Raw genomic sequence first — 19,514 nt, forward strand, 5'->3', positions numbered from 1 at the left:
TGAATCGGTGCCGACAGCGTAGTGCGTCGGGCTTCACACGGGGTGTGAACGGAGTACGCGCATCCGCAGCGTGTGCGCGCTGTCGCGGAGAGTTCCGGGCCGGTTGACTGAAGGGCCTCGAAAGAGGCCGGCCGGGCCGCCGGCTCCCCCTCGTACAGTGCGGCGGCCCGTATCCACGCCGTCCGCCCAGCTGCCTGCCCGACACTCCGTGGCGGGGCGGACGGCGAGCTGGCTCCGCCGGGTACGGAGAGGGTCGCGGTGCGTTTTCGACTGCGGGCGCGTTGTGGTTGCTCGCGCCCACGCGGCGGAGCCGCACATGTCACAGCCCCGCGCCCCTAAAGAAGGGCACGTTGCGCTGACGCCCCTTCAGGGGCGCGGGGAACTGCGCGACCAGCCACCGACTGCCCGCAGCCGCCGAACCGGCAGGAACCCCACGCCCCTTGGGCGAACCGCTAACTACGCAGCACCGCTCCCACCCGCTCGCCCGCGAGGGCAACCGCGGCATCGCGGGCAGCGGAGGCCTCGTCGACCGTCAGCGTCCGGTCCCCCGCGCGGAAGCGCAACGCGTACGCGAGGGACTTGCGCCCCTCACCGAGCTGCTCCGCGTTGTCGTAGACGTCGAACAGCCGGATGGACTCCAGCAGTTCACCCGCGCCCTCGCGCAGCGCGACCTCGACCTCGCCGGCCGGGACGAACGCGTCGACCACCAGGGCCACATCCTGCGTCGCGACCGGGAACGTGGAGATGCCCGGCGCCTGCGGGGTGTCGTCGCCGACCCGCTCCACCGCGTCGAGGTCCAGCTCCATCGCGCAGGTGCGCGCGGGCAGGCCCAGTGCCTTCAGGACGCGCGGGTGCAGCTCACCCGCATGTCCGACGACGCGGTCCTCGCCGTCCGCGGTGAGGAACAGCTCGGCGCAGCGGCCCGGGTGCCACGGCCCGTACTGGCCCTTGCGGACGCCCAGTTCGGCGCCGGCCTCGCGGGCGACGGTGCGGGCGGCCTCGACCGCGTCGGCCCAGTCGGCCGGGCGGCCCTTGCCCCACCAGCCGGCCTGCTCGCGGGCGCCGGCCAGGACCACGGCGACGTGCCGGGGCTGGTCGGGCAGCGCGGCGTCCAGCGCGGCGAGGTCGTCCTCGTCGGGGCGCCGGTCGACGGGCAGGTTGGCGGCGACCCGCTGCTCGCCCTGCGGGTGGAAGACCAGGCCGGTCTCGAAGAGAGCCAGATCGTGCGCGCCCCGGCCGTCGTTGCGCCGCAGGGCCGCGAGCAGGCCCGGCAGCAGCGAGGTCCGCAGCGCGGGCTCCTCGTCGCTGAGCGGGTTGACCAGCTTGACGACGCGGCGGGCCGGGTCGTCGGCGTCGAGACCGAGCTGGTCGAAGACCTGCTCGCCGACGAACGGGTAGTTCAGCGCCTCGACGAACCCGGCACCGGCCAGGGCACGCCCGACGCGGCGGTGCAGCCGCTGCCGGGAGGTGAGGCCGCGGCCCGCCGGGGGCCGGGGCAGCGTGGAGGGCAGGTTCTCGTAGCCCTCCAGGCGGATGACCTCTTCGGCGAGGTCGTTCGGGTCGGTCAGGTCGGGCCGCCAGGACGGCACGGTGACGATCAGCTCGTCCTGGCCGTAGACGTCGCAGCCCACCTCCTGGAGGCGGCGCACGACGGTCTCGCGGCCGTAGGCGACACCGGCGACCTTGTCCGGGTGGTCGGCCGGGAGGCTGATGGTGTGCGGCGCGGACGGGGCACTGATCTCGGTGACCCCGGCCTCGGCGGTGCCGCCCGCGAGCAGCACCAGCAGGTCCACGGTGCGCTGCGCGGCAGCGGCGGCGGCCTGCGGGTCGACGCCGCGCTCGAAGCGGCGGGACGCCTCGGAGGACAGCTTGTGCCGGCGGGCGGTGCGCGCGATGGCCACCTGGTCGAAGTGGGCGGCCTCGATGACCACGTCACTCGTCGTGTTCCCACCGTTCTCGGCGGCGTCGTGGTCGGCGATCTCGGTGTTGGCGCCGCCCATGACACCCGCGAGCCCGATCGGGCCGCGGTCGTCGGTGATGACCAGGTCCTCGGCGTGCAGCTTCCGCTCGGTGCCGTCGAGGGTGACGATCTTCTCGCCCTCCTGCGCCCGGCGCACGCCGATGGTGCCCTGGACCAGTGAGCGGTCGTAGGCGTGCAGGGGCTGGCCCAGCTCCATCATCACGTAGTTGGTGACGTCGACGGCGAGCGAGATCGGGCGCATGCCGACCTTCTGGAGCCGGCGCTGGAGCCAGATCGGGGAGCGCGCCTCGGCGCTGAGGCCGGTCACAGTGCGGGCGGTGAAGCGGTCGCAGCCGGTGGGGTCGGCGATCTTCACCGGGTAGCCGTAGGCGTTCGGGCCGGGCACGTCCAGCAGGGCCGGGTCGCGCAGGGACAGGCCGTAGGCGATGGCGGCCTCGCGGGCGACGCCGCGGATGGACAGGCAGTCGCCGCGGTTGGCGGTGACGGCGATGTCCAGCACCTCGTCGACCAGCTCGAGCAGCTCGATGGCGTCCTTGCCGACCTCGGTCTCCGGCGGCAGCACGATGATGCCGTGGGTGCCGTCGTCGCCCATGCCCAGCTCGTCGCTGGAGCAGATCATGCCGTGGGACGTCTTGCCGTAGGTCTTGCGGGCGGAGATCGAGAAGCCGCCGGGCAGGGTGGCGCCGGGCAGGACCACGACGACCTTGTCGCCGACGGCGAAGTTCCGGGCGCCGCAGACGATCTCCTGCGGCTCGCCGGTGCCGTTGGCCTGCCCCACATCGACGGTGCAGAAGCGGATCGGCTTCTTGAAGCCCTCCAGCTCCTCGATGGTCAGCACCTGGCCGACGACGAGGGGGCCCTTGAGGTCGGCGCCCAGGTGCTCGACGGTCTCGACCTCGAGGCCGGCCGAAATCAGCTTGGCCTGCACGTCGCGGCCGGTCTCGGTGGCCGGCAGGTCGACGTACTCCCGCAGCCAGGAAAGCGGGACCCGCATCAGATCTCCATCCCGAACGGCCGGGTGAACCGGACGTCGCCCTCGACCATGTCTCGCATGTCCTCGACGTTGTGGCGGAACATCAGCATCCGCTCGATGCCGAACCCGAAGGCGAAGCCGCTGTACTTCTCGGGGTCGATACCGCAGGCGGTGAGCACCCGCGGGTTGACCATGCCGCAGCCGCCCAGCTCGATCCAGCCCTCGCTGGAGCAGGTGCGGCAGGGCCGGTCGGGGTTGCCGACGGACGCGCCCTTGCAGACGTAGCAGAGCATGTCCATCTCGGCGGACGGCTCGGTGAAGGGGAAGAAGTTCGGCCGCAGCCGGGTCTTCATCTCCGCGCCGAACAGCGACTGGACCATGTGGTCCAGGGTGCCCTTGAGGTCCGCCATGGTCAGGCCCTCGTCGACGGCGAGCAGCTCGACCTGGTGGAAGACGGGGGTGTGGGTGGCGTCCAGCTCGTCGGTGCGGTACACCCGGCCGGGGCAGATCACGTAGACCGGCAGCTCGCGGGAGAGCGCGGAGCGGATCTGCACGGGCGAGGTGTGGGTGCGCAGCACGACGCCGGACTCGGCGCCGCCCTCCGGGCCCTGCACGAAGAACGTGTCGGCCTCGCCGCGGGCCGGGTGGTCCGGGCCGATGTTGAGGGCGTCGAAGTTGAACCACTCCGCCTCGGCCTCGGGGCCCTCGGCGACCTCGTAGCCCATGGCGACGAAGATGTCCTCGATGCGCTCGGAGAGCGTGGTGAGCGGGTGGCGGGCGCCGGCCGGTACGCGGTCGTGGGGCAGCGTGACGTCCACGGCCTCCTCGACCAGGACGCGCGCGTCGCGCTCGGCCTCCAGCTCCTCCTGGCGGGCGGCCAGCGCCTTGTTCACGGCGCCGCGGGCCATGCCGACGCGCTTGCCCGCCTCGGCCTTGGCCTGCGGGGGCAGGGCGCCGATCTCTCGGTTGGCCAGCGCCAGCGGGGAGGTGCCGCCGGTGTGGGCGACCTTGGCCTCCTGGAGCGCGTCGAGGGAGTCCGCGGCGGCGAAGGCGGCGAGCGCCTCGTCCCGCATGCGCTCGATCTCTTCCGGTTTCAACGCCTCGACCTCGACTGGGTCGTACGACTTATTCGGTGCCGACATCTCTTCCCGTGCTTCCGATTGGCTGGCTGGGACGCCCCGTCTACGGTCCTCGGACGCGGCGGAGACGCTTCGTCTGCGCTTCGTCTGCGGATCTGGACGCAAAGGTGCCAAAGACCGAGTCTAACGGGGCTGTGGAACGCTGATTACGCCCGTGGTGTCCGTCGGCCGTCTCAGGTGGTTGTCAGCTGAGGTACGCCGGTGCCGCCACGGGCAACGTAAATCGGAACTCGGCGCCGCCGCCGGGGGCGCGGCCGACCGTGATGGTGCCGCCGTGGGCCTCGACGATGCCCTTGACGATGTACAGCCCGAGGCCGGTGCCACCGCGCTTGCTGCCCCGCCAGAAGCGAGTGAAGACGCGGTTCATGGACTCCTCCGGGATGCCCGCCCCCTCGTCGCTCACCGTGACCGACGTGCCGGTGTCCTCCCCTTCGCGGGGGGACGCCGTGGGCGTGACGTCAATGGTGACGGTTCCCTCGCCGTGCCGCACGGCATTTTCCAGCAGGTTGCTGAGCACCTGGTCGACCTTGTCGGGGTCGGCCCACAGGTCGGGCAGCGGCTGGGCGAGGCGGAGCAGGAAGCGGTCGGCCTCCAGACCGGAGGCGACGTACGCCTGGATGTGCCGGCCGACGGCGGCGCCGATGTCGACGGGCTGGCGGCGCACCTCCAGGCGGCCGGAATCGATCCGGGAGATGTCGAGCAGCTCGGCGATGAGGCGGGTGACGCGGTCGGCGTCGGCGTCGACGGTCTCCAGCATCAGCCGCTTCTGGTCGTCGGTGAACCTCTCCCACTTGGCCAGCAGGGTGGCGGTGAATCCCTTGACGGAGGTGAGGGGGGAGCGCAGCTCGTGGGCGACGGTGGCGATCAGCTCGGCGTGGCTGCGCTCGGTGCGGCGGCGGGCCTCGGTGTCGCGCAGGGTGACGACGACGCGGTGGACGGGGCCGAGGCGTTCGGCGCGGACGTAGCGGGCGGTGACCAGGACCTCCCGTCCGCCGGGGAGCAGCAGGTTGCGCTCGGGCTGCCGGACGCGGATGGCGAGGCCGCCGTAGGGGTCGGTGAGCTGCCACCAGCGGCGGCCCTCCAGATCCTCCAGCGGCAGGGCGCTGTCCAGGGGCTGTCCGAGAGCCTCGGCGGCGGGGGTGGCGGTGATGCGGACGGCGGCCGCGTTGAAGCAGACCACCCGGCCGTGCTCGTCGGCGACGACCAGGCCGTCGGGCAGCTGGTCCGGGTCGATGCCGAGGTCGGCGGGATCGCCGGGCGTGCGGGGCGCGGGCGGGCACGGCACCTGGCGTGCTCCCGGTGCACTGCTCGTGCCGACGCTCATCCCCGTACCCCACCTCTCAACCGCGCAGGGGCCTTGAGCTGGTCACCCTACTAGCTCTCGGTGACGGAGCGGCACCCTCCGGCGGCGCGCTGTGCACGCGCCGACGCGTAGAGACATACGGCGGCGGCGGTCGCGAGGTTCAGACTCTCCGCCTTCCCGTGGATCGGGACGCGCAGGACGGCGTCGGTGAGGGCGCGGGTCTCCTCCGGGAGCCCCCAGGCCTCGTTGCCGAACACCCAGGCCGTGGGCCCGCCCATGGTGCCCGCGTCCAGCTCGGTGTCGAGGTCGTCCTCGCCCGCACCGTCGGCGGCCAGCACCCGTACCCCCGCCTCCCGCAGTCCGGCGACGGCCCGCTCGACGGGGACGCCGACGGCAACCGGCAGGTGGAACAGCGAGCCGACGGAGGCGCGTACGGCCTTGGGGTTGTAGAGGTCGACGGAGGCGTCGGTGAGCACGACCGCCTCGGCCCCGGCGGCGTCGGCGCAGCGCAGCACGGTGCCCGCGTTGCCGGGGTCCCGGACGTGCGCGAGGACGGCGACGAGCTTGGGCCGGGCGGCGAGGATCTCCTCGAACGGCGTGTCCAGGAACCGGCAGACCCCGACAAGGCCCTGCGGGGTGACGGTGGTGGAGATGTCCTCGATCACCGAGTCGGCGGCGAGGTGCACCCCGGCCCCGACGTCACGCGCGGCCCCGACGATGTCGGCGTACCGCTCCGCGGCCTCGACGGTGGCGAACAACTCGACCAGCGTCTCCCCGTACCCGGCAGCTTCCCGCACGGCCTGCGGCCCCTCGGCCAGAAACAGCCGCTCCTTCCCCCGAAAGTTCCGCTTCCCCAGCCGCCGCGCGGCGGCGACACGGGGGGACCGGGGGGAGATCAGCTCGGGGCTGACAGGACGCACTCTTGCTCACCTTCACATCTGAATCGTCGTGGACTGCAACGCGCCCCAAAGGGGCGCGGGGAACTGCGCGACCAGCCACAACGCACCCACGGCAGACAACGAACCGAACACAACGGCAACCGAAGGGACCCGCAGGCTCCAGCCTGCGGGTCCCTTCAACTACGGCTCAAGCCGGCGCAGCGTCACGCCGCCTTCGGCGCGTTCACATCGCTCGGCAGCGCCTTCTGCGCGACCTCGACGAGCGCGGCGAACGCGTTCGGGTCGTTGACGGCCAGCTCGGCGAGGATCTTGCGGTCGACCTCGACGTTGGCGGCCTTCAGGCCCTGGATGAAGCGGTTGTACGTGATGCCGTTGGCGCGGGCAGCGGCGTTGATGCGCTGGATCCACAGCTGGCGGAAGTCACCCTTGCGCTTCTTGCGGTCGTTGTAGTTGTAGACCAGCGAGTGGGTGACCTGCTCCTTGGCCTTGCGGTACAGGCGCGAACGCTGACCGCGGTAGCCGGAGGCCTGCTCGAGGATCGCCCGGCGCTTCTTGTGGGCGTTGACTGCCCGCTTGACGCGTGCCACTTGTTAACTCCTTGTAGCGGGGCCGCGGTGGTCCTCACGCGGCCCGGTATCGAATGGGTCCCGGTCCTGCCGTACGGCGCTCAGTGGCGCCCGTACGTCACTTGCCGAGAAGCTTCTTGATCTTCGCGGCGTCGCCCGGGGCCATCTCGGCGTTGCCGGTGAGGCGACGCGTCACGCGGGACGACTTGTGCTCGAGCAGGTGGCGCTTGCCGGCGCGCTCACGGAGCACCTTGCCGGAGCCGGTGATCTTGAAGCGCTTGCTGGCACCGCTGTGCGACTTGTTCTTCGGCATAGCGCCGTTCTCTCCTCGTCGGTGGCGCTCCGGTGCCCGGTCGTGAAACCGGGCACGGTTGGAGCGTCGCTCTTGTATCGGGTATGTGTCCTGGGGACTGGCGGTCCCCCGGGGGTCACGCTTCGGCAGGTGCCTCGGCCGGGGCCTCGGCGTCCTCGACGTCGTCGGCCTCCGCGGCGTTCTGCGACTTGCCGGGGTTCGCCTTCGCGTCCGCCTTGCGCGCTTCCTGCGCCTGGCGGGCCTCGGCCATCGCCTCGGTCTTCTTCTTGTGCGGACCGAGGACCATGATCATGTTCCGGCCGTCCTGCTTCGGGTTCGACTCCACGAAGCCGAGGTCCTGGACGTCCTCCGCGAGACGCTGCAGCAGTCGGTAGCCGAGCTCCGGCCGGGACTGCTCGCGACCACGGAACATGATCGTGATCTTGACCTTGTCGCCCTGCTTGAGGAACCGGACGACGTGACCCTTCTTGGTGTCATAGTCGTGCGGGTCGATCTTCGGCCGGAGCTTCATCTCCTTGATGACCGTGTGCGCCTGGTTCTTGCGCGCCTCACGGGCCTTCATGGCCGACTCGTACTTGAACTTCCCGTAGTCCATGAGCTTGCACACGGGCGGACGGGCGTTCGCCGCGACCTCGACGAGGTCGAGGTCGTACTCCTGCGCAAGCTCCAGGGCCTTGGCAAGCGGGACAATCCCGACCTGCTCGCCGCTGGGACCGACAAGTCGCACCTCGGGAACGCGAATCCGGTCGTTGATGCGGGGCTCGGCGCTGATGGATCCTCCTCGGTAGCACCACGCGACGGTCTGGCGGACAGCCGCGTAACGTCTGTGTTCGATAGACCTAACCGAGCCGGCACACAAAAAATGCCCCGGACGATCACAGGCGGGGCTCCTCGAACTGCTACCGGAGCACCGCCGCGATGACCGCGGGGCGCGATTTCGGGCTGGTCACCGCCGTGGGACGGGACCGCCTGACCGGTGACCCGCCGTCCGGAGGACGGCCAGGTGGGAGTTCGAAGCCTCCACTTGTGGGCCGGATCCGCTGCCGTGGGCGTACGTGTCCGACCGGTCGTTACACAAGGTTAGCAGCTCGGCGGGGCAAGGGCTAACCGAGTCCGAGTGGGGCCCGCTCCCCCGCTGCGCCTATCGTGTGCGGCATGAGTGAGACCCCTGCTGAATCCGCGGCGAATCCCGACTTCGACGCCATGACCCGCGACATCGCCGAGGTTCCCGCGGTCGAGGTGATCGTGACGGTCGCCGTCAACCTGATGAGCGCGGCCGCCGTGAAGCTGGGCCTGACCGAGGAGGGCGACGCGCACAAGGACCTGGACGAGGCGCGCAAGCTGGTGCACGCGCTGGCCGGTCTGCTGGACGCGACCGCGACCGAGATCAGCTCGTTCCACGCGGCGCCGCTGCGCGACGGTCTGAAGTCGCTCCAGCTGGCCTTCCGCGAGGCCTCGCTCGTCCCGGACGAGCCCGGCCAGGGCCCGGGCGAGAAGTACACGGGCGCGGTCTACGGCTGACCGCCGCCCGCTGATCCGGAGCTACCCCCGCACGTACAAGGGCTCGCCCGGCGGCGTCGCCCCGGCCGGCAGCAGTGCCAGGTCGAGGCCGCGCATCAGGCGGGCCCTCAGTGTGTCGTCGGCGGCCAGCCGCTCGGCGACGGCGCGCGCGGCCCTCGGCGCGTCGGCGGCCGGGTCCAGCACCAGGGCGAGCGTGCCGTCGGCCCGGCCCGGCCCGAGGTGGGCGCGGAGCACGGCGGGCTCGTCGGCCAGGGCGGCGCAGACCGCCCCGGCCACGGCCGGGTCCGCGAGCGGGTCGGTCGTCGTACGCCCCTCGGCCAGTGCCAGCAGCACCGCTCCGGTCAGCTCGAACGGCACCGGCCCGGCCAGGTCCAGTACGACGGTGTCCGCCTTCTCGTGCGCGGCGGCCTGCAACGCCTGGTGCACCGGTACGGCGACGGGACGGGCCGCGGGGTCCCAGCGGGCGAGCGACGCGGTCGAGGTGAAGGCGGGGAGCGCGGTGCGGTCACCGGCCTTCAGGGTCGGTACGGCCATGTCGCTGGTCTTCTCGCGGCGCAGCCCGTTCTCGTCCTCCTCCACTTCCCCCAGTACGGCGACGACGGGCACGAGCAGCCGGGCGCCCTTGAGCGCCTCCAGCACGGGGGCCACGGCGGTGCGGTCCTCGGCCCAGGCGGCGAGCGCGGCGCTCAGCCGGGGGTCGGCGGTGCCGTCGTCGTCGGAGAAGGCGGAGTCGGGAATGTTCTTGTTCGCCACGGTCCCCGACCCTATCCGGGTACGGGTACGGCGCTCCTCACCGGCCTGAACCATCGCCGCCGTGGCATCCTCCAGAGCCTGGCGGGCGCGGTGGGCCCTCGGGTGGGGAGGCAGCGGTGGAGACGGTCGGACCGGTGGCGGACGGTGACGCGCGGCTGGCCGCGGCCATGGCGTCGGTGCCGGTGCCGGACGGCGCCGAGGTGTCGGTGGCGGTGCTCGACCCGGACGCGGGCGCGGGCGCCGCGTACGGCACGGGCGCCTTCGACACGGCGAGCATCGTCAAGGTCGACATCCTGGCGGCGCTGCTGCTTCAGGCGCAGGACGCGGGACGGTCGCTCACCGCCGCGGAGGAGACGTACGCCACCGCGATGATCGTGAACAGCGACAACGGCTCGGCGTCGGCACTGTGGCGGGCGATCGGGACGGCCGACGGACTCGACGCCGCGAACGAACGCTTCGGGCTGATTGGCACCGAGGGCGGCGACGGCCCGCTGTGGGGGCTGACCCGGACCACCGCCGCCGACCAGGTCGCGCTGTTGCGGCAGGTGTTCGTGACGGACGGCTCGGCGCTGAGCGAGGTGGCACGGGCGTATGTGCGCGGGCTGATGGAACGGATCGCGGACGGTCAGCGGTGGGGTGTGTCGGCGGCGGCCGACGCGGCCGGTGGCACGGCCGGTTCGACGTGGGCGCTGAAGAACGGCTGGCTGCGGCGCAGCACCACCGGGCTGTGGGTCGTCAACAGCATCGGGCGGGTGGCGACCGGCGGCCGCGGCTGCCTGGTGGCGGTGGTGTCGCGGGGCAGCGGTACGCAGGGGGAGGGGATCTCGCTGACCGAGGCGGCGGCGCGGGCGGCGGTGTCCGTGGTCGCGGACGATTCGCCCTAGGAACCTCTCCGGGTGGTCAGAAGTCGTCGGGGCGTTCGCGGCGGCCCCGCCACAGGACCACGGCCGCGACCACCAGGACGCCGCCCGCGCCGCCGGCCAGCGGGGCGGCCCAGGCGGAGGTGTCGTCGTCGGAGGCGGGGGCGTCCGGTCCGCTACCGAAGTACTCGTCCCCGTACGACGCCGCCCTCAGGCCCTCCGGCTTCAGCCGTCCGGCCGCCTCGATGGCGGCGGCCGGGTCGACGAAGCCGAAGCCCCGGGAGTCGTCGCGGCCCTCGGCCGGGGCGTTGCGGGCGGTGTCCTCCAGGACGGACTTGACCTGGGCCGGGGTGAGGTCCGGGTGGGCCGCCTTCACCAGGGCGGCGGCCCCGGAGACGAAGGCGGAGGCGGCGCTGGTGCCCCAGCCCTCGTAGTAGCGGTGATCGGGGTCGGCGATGATCACGTCGACGCCGGGGGCGCTGACCGTGGCGTACCAGCGGCGGGTGGAGAAGGAGGCCCGGGTGCCGTAGCGGTCGACGGCGGTCGCCGCGATCACGCCCGGGTAGGCGGCCGGGTAGGAGATGTGGTCGCCCTTCTCGCCGCCGTTGCCGGCCGAGGCGACGACGATCACGCCCTTCTTCAGGGCGTACTGGATGGCCTCGTCCTCGGCGGGTTCGGGGTGGGCGGAGGCGGAGTCGTCGCCGAGGGAGAGGTTGATGATGTCCGCGCCGTGGTCGGCGGCCCAGCGGATGCCCTCGGCCAGGGCGTTGCCGCGGGTCTTGCGGGCCTTGGCGCGGGAGGGGTCGCCGTCCTCCAGGATCACGCGCAGGGGGAGGATCCTGGCCTCCGGGGCGATGCCCATGACGCCTTCGGTGTTGCCGGTGCCGTGTCCGTGGCCGGCGATGATCCCGGCCATGGCGGTGCCGTGCCGGGCCCAGGATCGGTCGCCCTCGCTCGCGCCGAAGCCGACCAGGTCCTTGCCGGTGAGGACGTTGCCGGCCAGGTCGGGGTGGTCGGCCTCGACACCGGTGTCCAGGACGGCGACGGTGACGCCCGCGCCCTTGGTGGTGCGCCACGCCTGCTGGGTGTGCATGGCGTCCAGGGCCCACTGCTGGGCGCGGATGCCGTCGGCGTGCGCGGCGGGCGCCGGGGCGAGGACGAGGGCGGCGGCGAGGAAGAGACTCAGGGCGCCGGTCCTGCGGCGGATGTCTGCGGGGGTCACGAGGGGTGCTCCGTGGGCGCGCCGACGTGCTTGCGCAGGGCGCGTTCGACGCGGTCGGCGAGGCCCTGCGCCTCGTGGCCGAGACCGGCCTGGGCGGGCGCCGACGTGGCACCGGACTCGATGGCCTCCTCGGCGGGTTCGGGTTCGTCGACGGTGCGGCCGTCGGCCCAGCCGGACACGGCGTAGACGACGACGGGGGCGTCGGTGAGGACGGAGACGGTCCACGATCCCCGCTGGGGTGCGCCGAAGCCCTCGGCGACCGTGTCCTTCGCCGCGTACGGCAGGGGCATGAGGTCGTCCCGGCGGCCCAGGCCCTCCTTCTCGAACCGGCCCTCCAGCGAGGTCATGGCGGCGGCGTCGGCCTTGGTGAAGAGCAGGCCGACGGTGGTGACGTAGCTCTGGGTGGCGTCGGTGTAGGTGGCGCGCAGCAGGCGTGAGCAGCCGACCGGGTCGAGCACCTTGGCGAGGAGCCGGTCGAAGGCGCCCGCGCAGTCGCCGTCCGGGGCGACCGCGACCCGCGTCCAGGTGCGGTCGGCTCCGCCGGGTCCCGCGCCCTTGCCCTGGACGGTGGGCGGGAACAGCTGGTCGACGGGCACGCTGTGCCACAGGTCCCCGGCCTCGGTGTACGCACTGCGCGCGCCGTCGTCCCCGGAGTCCCCGGCGAGCCAGCTGCCGGTGACGGCTCCGGTGAGGAGCCCCACGCCGAGCACGAGACAGACGGCCGCGGCGACGACCTGCGGCCGCGGGCGCCCGCCGAGCGGCCGCGGCCGGGCCAGTCCGTCGTACCCCTCGGGCTCCCCGAACGAGACCCGGGGCCGCGCCTCGTACGGGGAGCTCCAGGAGAAGGCGGGGTCGGGGGCGGTGGAGGTGGCGGGGGCCGCCGGGCCGGAGGGCGGGGCGGGTGCCGGGTGTGACGGGTGGGGTTCTGTTCGAGTCGACGGTTCCGCGGCGGGCGTCGTTCGCGGCTCCGGTGTCGGCTCCGGTTCCGGGTCCGCCGGGACCGGGCGCAGGCGGGCGGTCGTCTCCGTCGGGGTCTCCTCGGGAGCACCGGGACGGTACGGCGGTGCCGACGGTACGCCGCTGCCGCGCGAGGCGTCACGGCCGACGGACGGCGCGGTGTCGGGGAAGCGTGCCGAGGCGCGGGGCGGCGGGGCCGCGGCGTCGGCGGACCGGGAGTCGCCGAGCCGGAAGCGCGGGTGGCGGACCCGGACGCCGGAGCCTTCGGCGTCCCTGTCCCGGGCAGGGCCGAAGGACGCCTCGGGGCGTGCCTCGGACTTCGCCGGCTCCTGGCCGCCGCCGCGCTCCCCCGGCGCCCGTGCCGGGCGGGGCGGAACGCCGGGACGGGGCGGGGTGCCGGGACGCGGGGGCGTCGAGGGGCGGGACGGAGCCGCCGGGTGGGAGGCGGTGTCCGGACCGGACTCCGGGCGCGGCGGCGGTCCCTCACGGCGAGCCGCGGACTCCGGGTGCGACAGGTTGGGGCGGGGCACCACGCCGGAACCCTGCGCGAACGCCGACGAATCCGCCACGGACGCCGACGGGCCCGGCCCGGGACCCGGGGCGGGTGCAGAGGCCGGGGCAGGCCCAGGACCCGGGGAGGCCGCAGGAGCCGGGGCGGGTGCAGAGGCCGGGGCGGGCGCAGGACCCGAAGCAGGCGCAGGCGTACGGGCCGAGGTGGGCGCGGAGTCTGGGCGGGGTGGCGTTTCGGGGTGCGGGGGGAGGGAGGCGCGGCGCGCTTCCGTGCTCATGCACCCCCCGTTTCCTCGGGCCCGGCCCGTTTCTCCGACACGGGCCGGAGACGGTGGTCCTGACCGCGGTCTCCTGCCCGGCCCGGCGCGGAACCGATCCGTCCCGGGCACGCATACCCGCTCGGGAGGACCGCCATCCCGGCGCGGGCTGCCGGGGCCCTGCCGCCGGGGCCGGGTCCGCCCGTGCGTGCGCGCCACTCTACGGCGTGACCCCGCTCGACGGGGAACCAGTCCGCGCGCCCGCGGCATTGGCCCGGATCGTCCCCCTACCCTGCGGTAATCCTGTCTGGCAGGCTGCCGTCATGACCGCACGCGCCGCAGACCGGGCCCGTTACGACCGGGCCACCGCCCATCTGGACGCCCCCGTGGCGATCGTGGACCTGGAGGCCTTCGACGCCAACGCGGACGATTTGGTCCGCCGGGCCGGCGGGAAGCCGATCCGGGTCGCCAGCAAGTCCGTACGCTGTCGTGCGCTGCTGGAACGGGCCCTGGCCAGGGACGGTTTCGCGGGCGTCATGTCGTTCACGCTGGCCGAGTCCCTGTGGCTGGCGCGCTCCGGTTTCGAGGACGTGCTGCTCGCCTATCCGTCGGCGGACCGCGCCGGGTACGCCGAGCTGACCGCCGATCCCAAGCTCGCCTCCGCCGTGACCGTGATGGTCGACGACCCGGCGCAGCTGGACCTCGTCGACGCGGCGCGCGACGGCGACGGCGGCGGGGAAGTCGTACGGGTCTGCCTGGAGTTGGACACTTCGCTGCGGCTGCTCGGGGGCCGGGTACGGGTCGGTGCCCGGCGCTCGCCGCTGCACTCCCCCGCCCAGGTCGCCGACCTGGCCCGGGCGGTGACCCGCCGACCGGGGTTCGAGGTCGTCGGCATCATGGCCTACGAGGGGCATGTCGCCGGGGTCGGGGACGCGGTGGCGGGGCATCCGTTCCGGTCGCGTGCCGTGCGGCTGATGCAGGCGGCCGCGCGGCGGGAGCTCGCCGAGCGGCGGGCGGCCGTGGTGCGGGCGGTCCGGGCCGTGGTGCCCGGCCTGGAGTTCGTCAACGGCGGCGGCACGGGCAGCGTGCAGCACACCGCCGCCGAGGACGCGGTCACGGAGATCGCGGCCGGTTCCGGGCTGTACGTGCCGCGGTTGTTCGACAACTACACGTCGTTCAGCGGTCGTCCGGCGGCACTGTTCGCGCAGCCCGTCGTACGGCGGCCGGGGGTCGGGATCGTGACCGTGCTCGGCGGCGGGTATCCGGCCTCCGGCGCGGCGGGCCCCGACCGGCTGCCGGTGCCGTATCTGCCCGAGGGGCTGCGCTACGACCCGCAGGAGGGTCCCGGCGAGGTGCAGACGCCGCTGCTGGGCTCGCCCGCCGACGACCTGCTGATCGGCGACAAGGTGTGGTTCCGGCACGCCAAGGCCGGGGAGTTGTGCGAGCGGTTCGACGCGCTGCACCTGGTGGAGGGCGACGCGGTGACGGCGACGGTGCCGACCTACCGGGGCGAGGGGCACACCTTCCTGTAGCGGGGAGCCCCCGTCGGGTCGGTGTCGGTGTCAGTCCGTCGGGCCGATGCCGCTGCCCACGCCGCCGCCGGTGTCCGCGTCGCCGATGGGCCGGATGCCCTTGGTGATGGCGTCCATGTCGGCCGGCGGCGGCCCGTCCTCACCCGCGTCGAAGACGTAGCGGACGAGGATCGGGGACTCGGTGCCGACGGTGGACGGGAACACCATCGACTGCACGTAGCCGCCGGGCCCCTCGGCCGTCCTCACCCGCCAGCGCACGTAGTACCCGGCGCGTCCGGCGACCGCGACGGGACCGGACGCCACCTCCTCGTGGGACTCGATGCCGCCGAAGGGCTTGTTGCCGATCAGGTCGCGGTCGTAGGCGTCGTCGGCCGCGTCCTCGATGTCCTGCTCGGCCAGGACCTTCGGGGAGGACTCGGCGTTCGCCGTGACGGTGCGCGAGACGACGAGGCCGTGCCGGCACACGCTGCCGTCGGCGGGGCAGTCGTAGGTGCCGTCGGTGGTCATCATGACGTCGTCCTCGGCGACGTACTTGGGCCGGACCCAGCCGTCCGGCAGCGGGAAGGTGATGCCGTTGAGCTGGTCCTCGACCAGGGCCGGGTCGTCGGCGGAGGGTTCGGAGGCGGTGGGTGAGGGGGACGGCGGGTCGCTGACCGGTGCGGGGTCCGTGGCGGTCGCCGTGACCGGCGGGGTCTGCGTCCGCGGGCTGCCGTCGTCGTCCTCGCCCAGCACGAACACGCCGGTGACGATCGCCGCGACCAGCACGGCCGCGGCGACGGTGACGGCGACGGCCTTGCCGCGTCCCCCGCCGCCCGTCCCCGGCCCGGACTCCGGACCCGGCCATGCACCCGGTCCTGGGCCAGACACGGGAGCCTGGCCCACCGCCGGCCCGTACCCGACGGGCTCGGGAGCCCGGCGGTGCTCGGTCCAGGCCGTGCCGTCCCACCAGCGTTCCTGGTGCGGGGCCGACGGATCTCGGTACCAGCCGGGCGGTGGCGTCATGCTCATCCCGGCACTGTAGGACGCCACGCGCGGTGATCTACAGCGGTGTGACGTACGCCCCGGAGATCCCGCCGTCCACCAGGAAGTCCGTGGCGTTGACGAAGGAGGAGTCGTCGCTGGCCAGGAAGGCGACGGCGGCGGCGATCTCCTCGGCCTCGGCGAACCGCCCCACCGGGATGTGCACGAGGCGGCGCGCGGCCCGCTCCGGGTCCTTGGCGAACAGTTCCTGGAGGAGCGGGGTGTTGACCGGTCCCGGGCACAGGGCGTTGACGCGGATGCCCTCCCGCGCGAACTGCACGCCCAGTTCCCGGGACATGGCGAGGACGCCGCCCTTGGACGCGGTGTACGAGATCTGCGACGTGGCCGCGCCCATCCGGGCCACGAAGGAGGCGGTGTTGATGATCGACCCCCGGCCCTGGCGCCGCATGTACGGGATGGCGGTCTTGCAGCACAGGTAGACGGAGGTGAGGTTGACCTCCTGGACGCGCCGCCACGCCTCCAGGCCGGTCTCCAGGATGGAGTCGTCGTCGGGCGGCGAGATACCGGCGTTGTTGAAGGCGACGTCGACACTGCCGTAGGTGTCGTAGGCCGCCGCGAACAGCGCCTCGACCTGCTCCGGGTCGGTGACGTCGGCCTTGACGAAGGTGCCGCCGGTCTCCTCGGCCGCGGCCTTGCCCCGGGTCTCGTCCACGTCGCCGCAGACGACGTGGGCGCCCTCGGAGGCGAGCCTGCGGGTGGCGGCGAGTCCGATGCCGCTGCCCGCCCCGGTGACGACTGCGGTACGGCCGACGAGCCTGCGGCAGACGATGTCTTCGCTCACTGTGCGGGGCCCTCCGTGCTCGATGGGGTGTCGCTGATGAAGACGTTCTTGGTCTCGGTGAACGCGGCCAGCGCGTCCGGGCCCAGTTCGCGGCCGAGACCGGACTGCTTGAACCCGCCGAACGGTGTCCAGTAGCGGACGCTCGCGTGGGAGTTGACGGACAGGTTCCCGGCGCGCACCGCGCCCGACACGCGCAGGGCGCGACCGACGTCCCGGGTCCACAGCGAGCCGGCCAGGCCGTAGTCGGTGGCGTTGGCCAGGCGGACCGCGTCGGCCTCGTCCTCGAAGGGCAGGACGACGGCGACGGGCCCGAAGACCTCCTCGACGGCCACGCGCGCGTGCGCGTCGACGCCGGTGAGGACGGTCGGCGGGAACCAGAAGCCGGGGCCGCCCTCGGGGGCCTTGCCGCGGATGCCGGCGGCGTCGGCGGGGACGAGCGAGCGGACGCGCTCCAACTGCGCGCGGGAGATCAGCGGGCCCATCTCGGTGCTCTCGTCGGCCGGGTCGCCGACCCGGACGGCCTCGATCGCGGGGGCGAGGAGGGCGAGGAAGCGGTCGTGCACGGACCGCTGGACGAGGATGCGGGTGCGGGCGCAGCAGTCCTGGCCGCTGTTGTCGAGGAAGGACATGGGCGTGGCGGCCGCGGCGGCCTCGAGGTCGGCGTCGGCGAAGACGATGTTGGGACTCTTGCCGCCGAGTTCGAGGGTGACGGGTTTGAGCAGCGCCGCGCCCTTGGCGGCCACCTGTCGGCCCACGGCCGTGGACCCGGTGAAGACGATCTTGGCGACGCCGGGGTGCTCGACGAGCGCGTCGCCCGCGACCGGCCCGTGCCCGGGCAGCACCTGGAACAGGCCCTCGGGAAGGCCCGCCGCCAGGGCGAGTTCGGCCAGGCGGAGCGCGGTGAGCGGGGTGGTCTCGGCGGGCTTGAGGAGGACGGCGTTGCCCGCCGCGAGCGCCGGGGCGGTGGCCCAGGCCGCGATCGGCATGGGGAAGTTCCAGGGGGCGATGACGCCCACGACTCCGAGTGGTTCGAGGAACGTGACGTCCAGGCCGCCGGCCACCGGGATCTGGCGTCCGGTGAGCCGCTCCACTCCCCCGGCGGCGTAGTCGAGCAGGTCGCGGACGTTGCCGGCCTCCCAGCGGGCGTTGCCGAGCAGGTGTCCGGCCTGGCGGACCTCCAGGCGGGCCAGCTCCTCCAGGTGCTCGTCGACGGTGACGGCGAAGCGGCGCAGCAGCCGGGCCCGGTCGCCCGGGGCGAGGGCGGCCCAGGTCGCCTGCGCCCGCGCGGCGCGTGCGACGGCGGCGTCCACGTCGGCCGCGGAAGCGGCGGGGACGGTGGCGACGACCTCTTCGGTGGCGGGGTTGAGTACATGGAGCTCGTCAGGGAGTTTCTCTGACAACTCGAACAACTCGGACAACCGGTGCCTCACATGCGTTCGAAGGAGCGGCGCAGTTCCCAGTCGGTGACGGCGGCGTCGTACGCGTCCAGTTCGACGCGGGCCATGTTGCGGTAGTGGGCGACGGCCTCGTCCCCGAAGGCGGCCTTGGCGAGGGTGCTGTTCTCCCACAGCTCGGCGGCCTCGCGCAGGGTGGTCGGGACGTGCGCGAAGTCGGCGGTGTACGCGTTGCCGGGGCAGGGCTCGGGCAGCTCCAGCCGCTGCTCGATGCCGTGCAGTCCGGCCGCGACCATCCCGGCCACCGCGAGGTAGGGGTTGACGTCGCCGCCGGGGAGCCGGTTCTCGAAGCGGAGCGAGCGGCCGTGGCCGACGACGCGCAGGGCGCAGGTGCGGTTGTCGTGGCCCCAGGCGACGGCGGTGGGCGCGAAGGAACCGGGCTGGAAGCGCTTGTAGGAGTTGATGTGCGGGGCGTAGAGGAGGGAGAACTCGCGCAGCGCCACCAGCTGTCCGGCGAGGAAGTGCCGCATCACGTCGGACATGCCACGGCCTTGGCCGTCGTCGGCCATGGCGTTGCGGCCGTCGGCGTCGGCCAGCGAGAGGTGGATGTGGCAGGAGTTGCCCTCCAGCTCGTTGTACTTGGCCATGAAGGTGAGGGACATGCCCTCCTGGGCGGCGATCTCCTTGGCGCCGGTCTTGTAGACCGCGTGCTGGTCGCAGGTGACCAGGGCCTCGTCGTAGCGGAAGGCGATCTCGTGCTGGCCGGGGTTGCACTCGCCCTTGGCGGACTCGACGGTGAGGCCCGCGCCGGCCATCTCGTTGCGGATGCGGCGCAGCAGGGGTTCGACGCGGCCGGTGCCGAGCACCGAGTAGTCGACGTTGTACTGGTTGGCCGGGGTCAGGCCGCGGTAGTTCGCGTCCCAGGCGTGTTCGTAGGTGTCCCGGAAGACGATGAACTCCAGCTCGGTGCCGACCTGCGCGGTGTACCCGTGTCCGGCGAGCCGCTCCAGCTGGCGGCGCAGGATCTGGCGGGGCGCCGCGAGCACCGGGGAGCCGTCCTCCCAGGCGAGATCGGCGACGACCATCGCGGTGCCCTCGTTCCAGGGGAGCCGGCGCAGGGTCGCGGGGTCGGTGCGCATGGCGAAGTCGCCGTAGCCGCGGTCCCAGGAGGACATGGCGTAGCCGTCGACGGTGTTCATGTCGGCGTCCACGGCGAGGAGGTAGTTGCAGCCCTCGGTGCCGTGTTCCAGGACCTCGTCGAGGAAGAACCGCGCGGCGAACCGCTTGCCCTGGAGGCGGCCCTGCATGTCGGGGAAGGCGAGGACGACGGTGTCGATGTCACCGGCGGCGACGAGGGCGTGCAGTTCCTCGACCCCGAGCGGGGGTGTGCGGTCTGCCACGGGAAGAGCCTCCTTCTGGCCGGGAGCCATAAGGTATTGCCGGGAACCTTTGGTTGGGAAGGGGGCGCGGCCGCGTGCGGGAGGAATCCGGCGGGAGATCCGGGAGTGCCGG

The 19,514-nt window shown here is 73.3% G+C and carries 17 protein-coding genes; 3 read left to right on the forward strand and 14 right to left on the reverse strand.

Going from position 1 to position 19,514, the window contains the following annotated elements:
* Positions 1-452: 452 nt before the first annotated feature.
* The 7 genes from pheT to infC all read right to left on the reverse strand — a co-directional run bounded on the left by pheT (position 453) and on the right by infC (position 7,946).
* Positions 453-2,975 carry a phenylalanine--tRNA ligase subunit beta gene (pheT, locus tag ACZ7MF_RS36785; RefSeq protein WP_471482509.1) on the reverse strand — a complete coding sequence of 841 codons (2,523 nt, stop codon included), beginning with the start codon at positions 2,973-2,975 and terminating at the stop codon, positions 453-455.
* A complete protein-coding gene (gene pheS / locus ACZ7MF_RS36790) occupies positions 2,975-4,096 on the reverse strand; it encodes a phenylalanine--tRNA ligase subunit alpha (RefSeq protein WP_471482510.1) in 1,122 nt (373 codons plus the stop codon). The genes pheT and pheS overlap by 1 nt, the downstream gene beginning before the upstream one ends.
* A gap of 181 nt (positions 4,097-4,277) precedes the next feature.
* On the reverse strand, positions 4,278-5,417 hold the full coding sequence (locus tag ACZ7MF_RS36795; RefSeq protein ID WP_471482511.1) for a sensor histidine kinase: 1,140 nt from the start codon (positions 5,415-5,417) through the stop codon (positions 4,278-4,280).
* Between the two features lie 50 nt (positions 5,418-5,467).
* Positions 5,468-6,316, reverse strand: coding sequence for a TrmH family RNA methyltransferase (locus ACZ7MF_RS36800; RefSeq protein ID WP_356866058.1), 849 nt, complete (start codon positions 6,314-6,316; stop codon positions 5,468-5,470).
* Between the two features lie 182 nt (positions 6,317-6,498).
* Complete coding sequence (rplT, locus tag ACZ7MF_RS36805) at positions 6,499-6,882, reverse strand: 50S ribosomal protein L20 (protein ID WP_003977226.1); 384 nt, start codon at positions 6,880-6,882, stop codon at positions 6,499-6,501.
* 97 nt (positions 6,883-6,979) lie between these two features.
* Entirely contained in the window at positions 6,980-7,174 is a 195-nt protein-coding gene (rpmI, locus tag ACZ7MF_RS36810; RefSeq protein ID WP_003977225.1) for a 50S ribosomal protein L35, read from the reverse strand.
* Positions 7,175-7,289: 115 nt separating this feature from the next.
* Entirely contained in the window at positions 7,290-7,946 is a 657-nt protein-coding gene (gene infC / locus ACZ7MF_RS36815; RefSeq protein ID WP_471482643.1) for a translation initiation factor IF-3, read from the reverse strand.
* Between the two features lie 383 nt (positions 7,947-8,329).
* Between infC and ACZ7MF_RS36820 the strand changes: the two genes are divergently transcribed.
* On the forward strand, positions 8,330-8,695 hold the full coding sequence (locus ACZ7MF_RS36820) for a DUF1844 domain-containing protein (RefSeq protein ID WP_356866056.1): 366 nt from the start codon (positions 8,330-8,332) through the stop codon (positions 8,693-8,695).
* A 21-nt stretch (positions 8,696-8,716) separates the two neighbouring features.
* On the opposite strand, the gene ACZ7MF_RS36825 is transcribed toward ACZ7MF_RS36820, so the two are convergent.
* Entirely contained in the window at positions 8,717-9,448 is a 732-nt protein-coding gene (locus ACZ7MF_RS36825; RefSeq protein WP_471482512.1) for an SseB family protein, read from the reverse strand.
* A 167-nt stretch (positions 9,449-9,615) separates the two neighbouring features.
* Between ACZ7MF_RS36825 and ACZ7MF_RS36830 the strand changes: the two genes are divergently transcribed.
* On the forward strand, positions 9,616-10,332 hold the full coding sequence (locus tag ACZ7MF_RS36830) for a serine hydrolase (protein ID WP_471482644.1): 717 nt from the start codon (positions 9,616-9,618) through the stop codon (positions 10,330-10,332).
* Positions 10,333-10,348: 16 nt separating this feature from the next.
* Here ACZ7MF_RS36830 and mycP read toward each other — a convergent pair whose 3' ends face one another.
* Positions 10,349-11,530 carry a type VII secretion-associated serine protease mycosin gene (gene mycP / locus ACZ7MF_RS36835; RefSeq protein ID WP_471482513.1) on the reverse strand — a complete coding sequence of 394 codons (1,182 nt, stop codon included), beginning with the start codon at positions 11,528-11,530 and terminating at the stop codon, positions 10,349-10,351.
* Positions 11,527-12,240 (reverse strand): hypothetical protein, encoded by a 714-nt coding sequence (locus ACZ7MF_RS36840; RefSeq protein WP_471482645.1) that lies wholly within the window; start codon positions 12,238-12,240, stop codon positions 11,527-11,529. The genes mycP and ACZ7MF_RS36840 overlap by 4 nt, the downstream gene beginning before the upstream one ends.
* A 1,337-nt stretch (positions 12,241-13,577) precedes the next feature.
* On the opposite strand from ACZ7MF_RS36840, the gene ACZ7MF_RS36845 reads away from it, so the two are divergent.
* Positions 13,578-14,786, forward strand: coding sequence for an amino acid deaminase/aldolase (locus tag ACZ7MF_RS36845; RefSeq protein ID WP_471482514.1), 1,209 nt, complete (start codon positions 13,578-13,580; stop codon positions 14,784-14,786).
* Between the two features lie 30 nt (positions 14,787-14,816).
* Here the strand turns inward: ACZ7MF_RS36845 and ACZ7MF_RS36850 are convergent, their stop codons facing one another.
* The 4 genes from ACZ7MF_RS36850 to glnA4 are packed head-to-tail and all read right to left on the reverse strand — an operon-like array spanning position 14,817 to position 19,402.
* The gene (locus ACZ7MF_RS36850; RefSeq protein ID WP_471482646.1) at positions 14,817-15,788 is read right to left on the reverse strand and encodes a DUF2510 domain-containing protein; all 972 of its coding nucleotides are present in this window, start codon (positions 15,786-15,788) and stop codon (positions 14,817-14,819) included.
* Between the two features lie 37 nt (positions 15,789-15,825).
* The gene (locus ACZ7MF_RS36855) at positions 15,826-16,608 is read right to left on the reverse strand and encodes a 3-oxoacyl-ACP reductase (RefSeq protein ID WP_471482515.1); all 783 of its coding nucleotides are present in this window, start codon (positions 16,606-16,608) and stop codon (positions 15,826-15,828) included.
* Positions 16,605-18,008, reverse strand: a complete 1,404-nt coding sequence (locus ACZ7MF_RS36860) for an aldehyde dehydrogenase family protein (protein WP_471482516.1) — start codon at positions 18,006-18,008, stop codon at positions 16,605-16,607. Before ACZ7MF_RS36860 ends, ACZ7MF_RS36855 begins: the two co-directional genes overlap by 4 nt.
* Before the next feature lie 26 nt (positions 18,009-18,034).
* Positions 18,035-19,402, reverse strand: coding sequence for a gamma-glutamylethanolamide synthetase GlnA4 (glnA4, locus tag ACZ7MF_RS36865; protein WP_471482517.1), 1,368 nt, complete (start codon positions 19,400-19,402; stop codon positions 18,035-18,037).
* Positions 19,403-19,514 lie beyond the last annotated feature (112 nt).

This window comes from Streptomyces sp. NPDC111628 (assembly GCF_055635195.1).

Bases quoted from the DNA above. Each gene is read 5' to 3' on its own strand.
- pheT (WP_471482509.1), bottom strand. From the start codon at position 2,975: ATGCGGGTCCCGCTTTCCTGGCTGCGGGAGTACGTCGACCTGCCGGCC.
- pheS (WP_471482510.1), bottom strand. From the start codon at position 4,096: ATGTCGGCACCGAATAAGTCGTACGACCCAGTCGAGGTCGAGGCGTTG.
- ACZ7MF_RS36795 (WP_471482511.1), bottom strand. From the start codon at position 5,417: ATGAGCGTCGGCACGAGCAGTGCACCGGGAGCACGCCAGGTGCCGTGC.
- rpmI (WP_003977225.1), bottom strand. From the start codon at position 7,174: ATGCCGAAGAACAAGTCGCACAGCGGTGCCAGCAAGCGCTTCAAGATC.
- ACZ7MF_RS36820 (WP_356866056.1), top strand. From the start codon at position 8,330: ATGAGTGAGACCCCTGCTGAATCCGCGGCGAATCCCGACTTCGACGCC.
- ACZ7MF_RS36830 (WP_471482644.1), top strand. From the start codon at position 9,616: ATGGCGTCGGTGCCGGTGCCGGACGGCGCCGAGGTGTCGGTGGCGGTG.
- ACZ7MF_RS36845 (WP_471482514.1), top strand. From the start codon at position 13,578: ATGACCGCACGCGCCGCAGACCGGGCCCGTTACGACCGGGCCACCGCC.
- ACZ7MF_RS36850 (WP_471482646.1), bottom strand. From the start codon at position 15,788: ATGACGCCACCGCCCGGCTGGTACCGAGATCCGTCGGCCCCGCACCAG.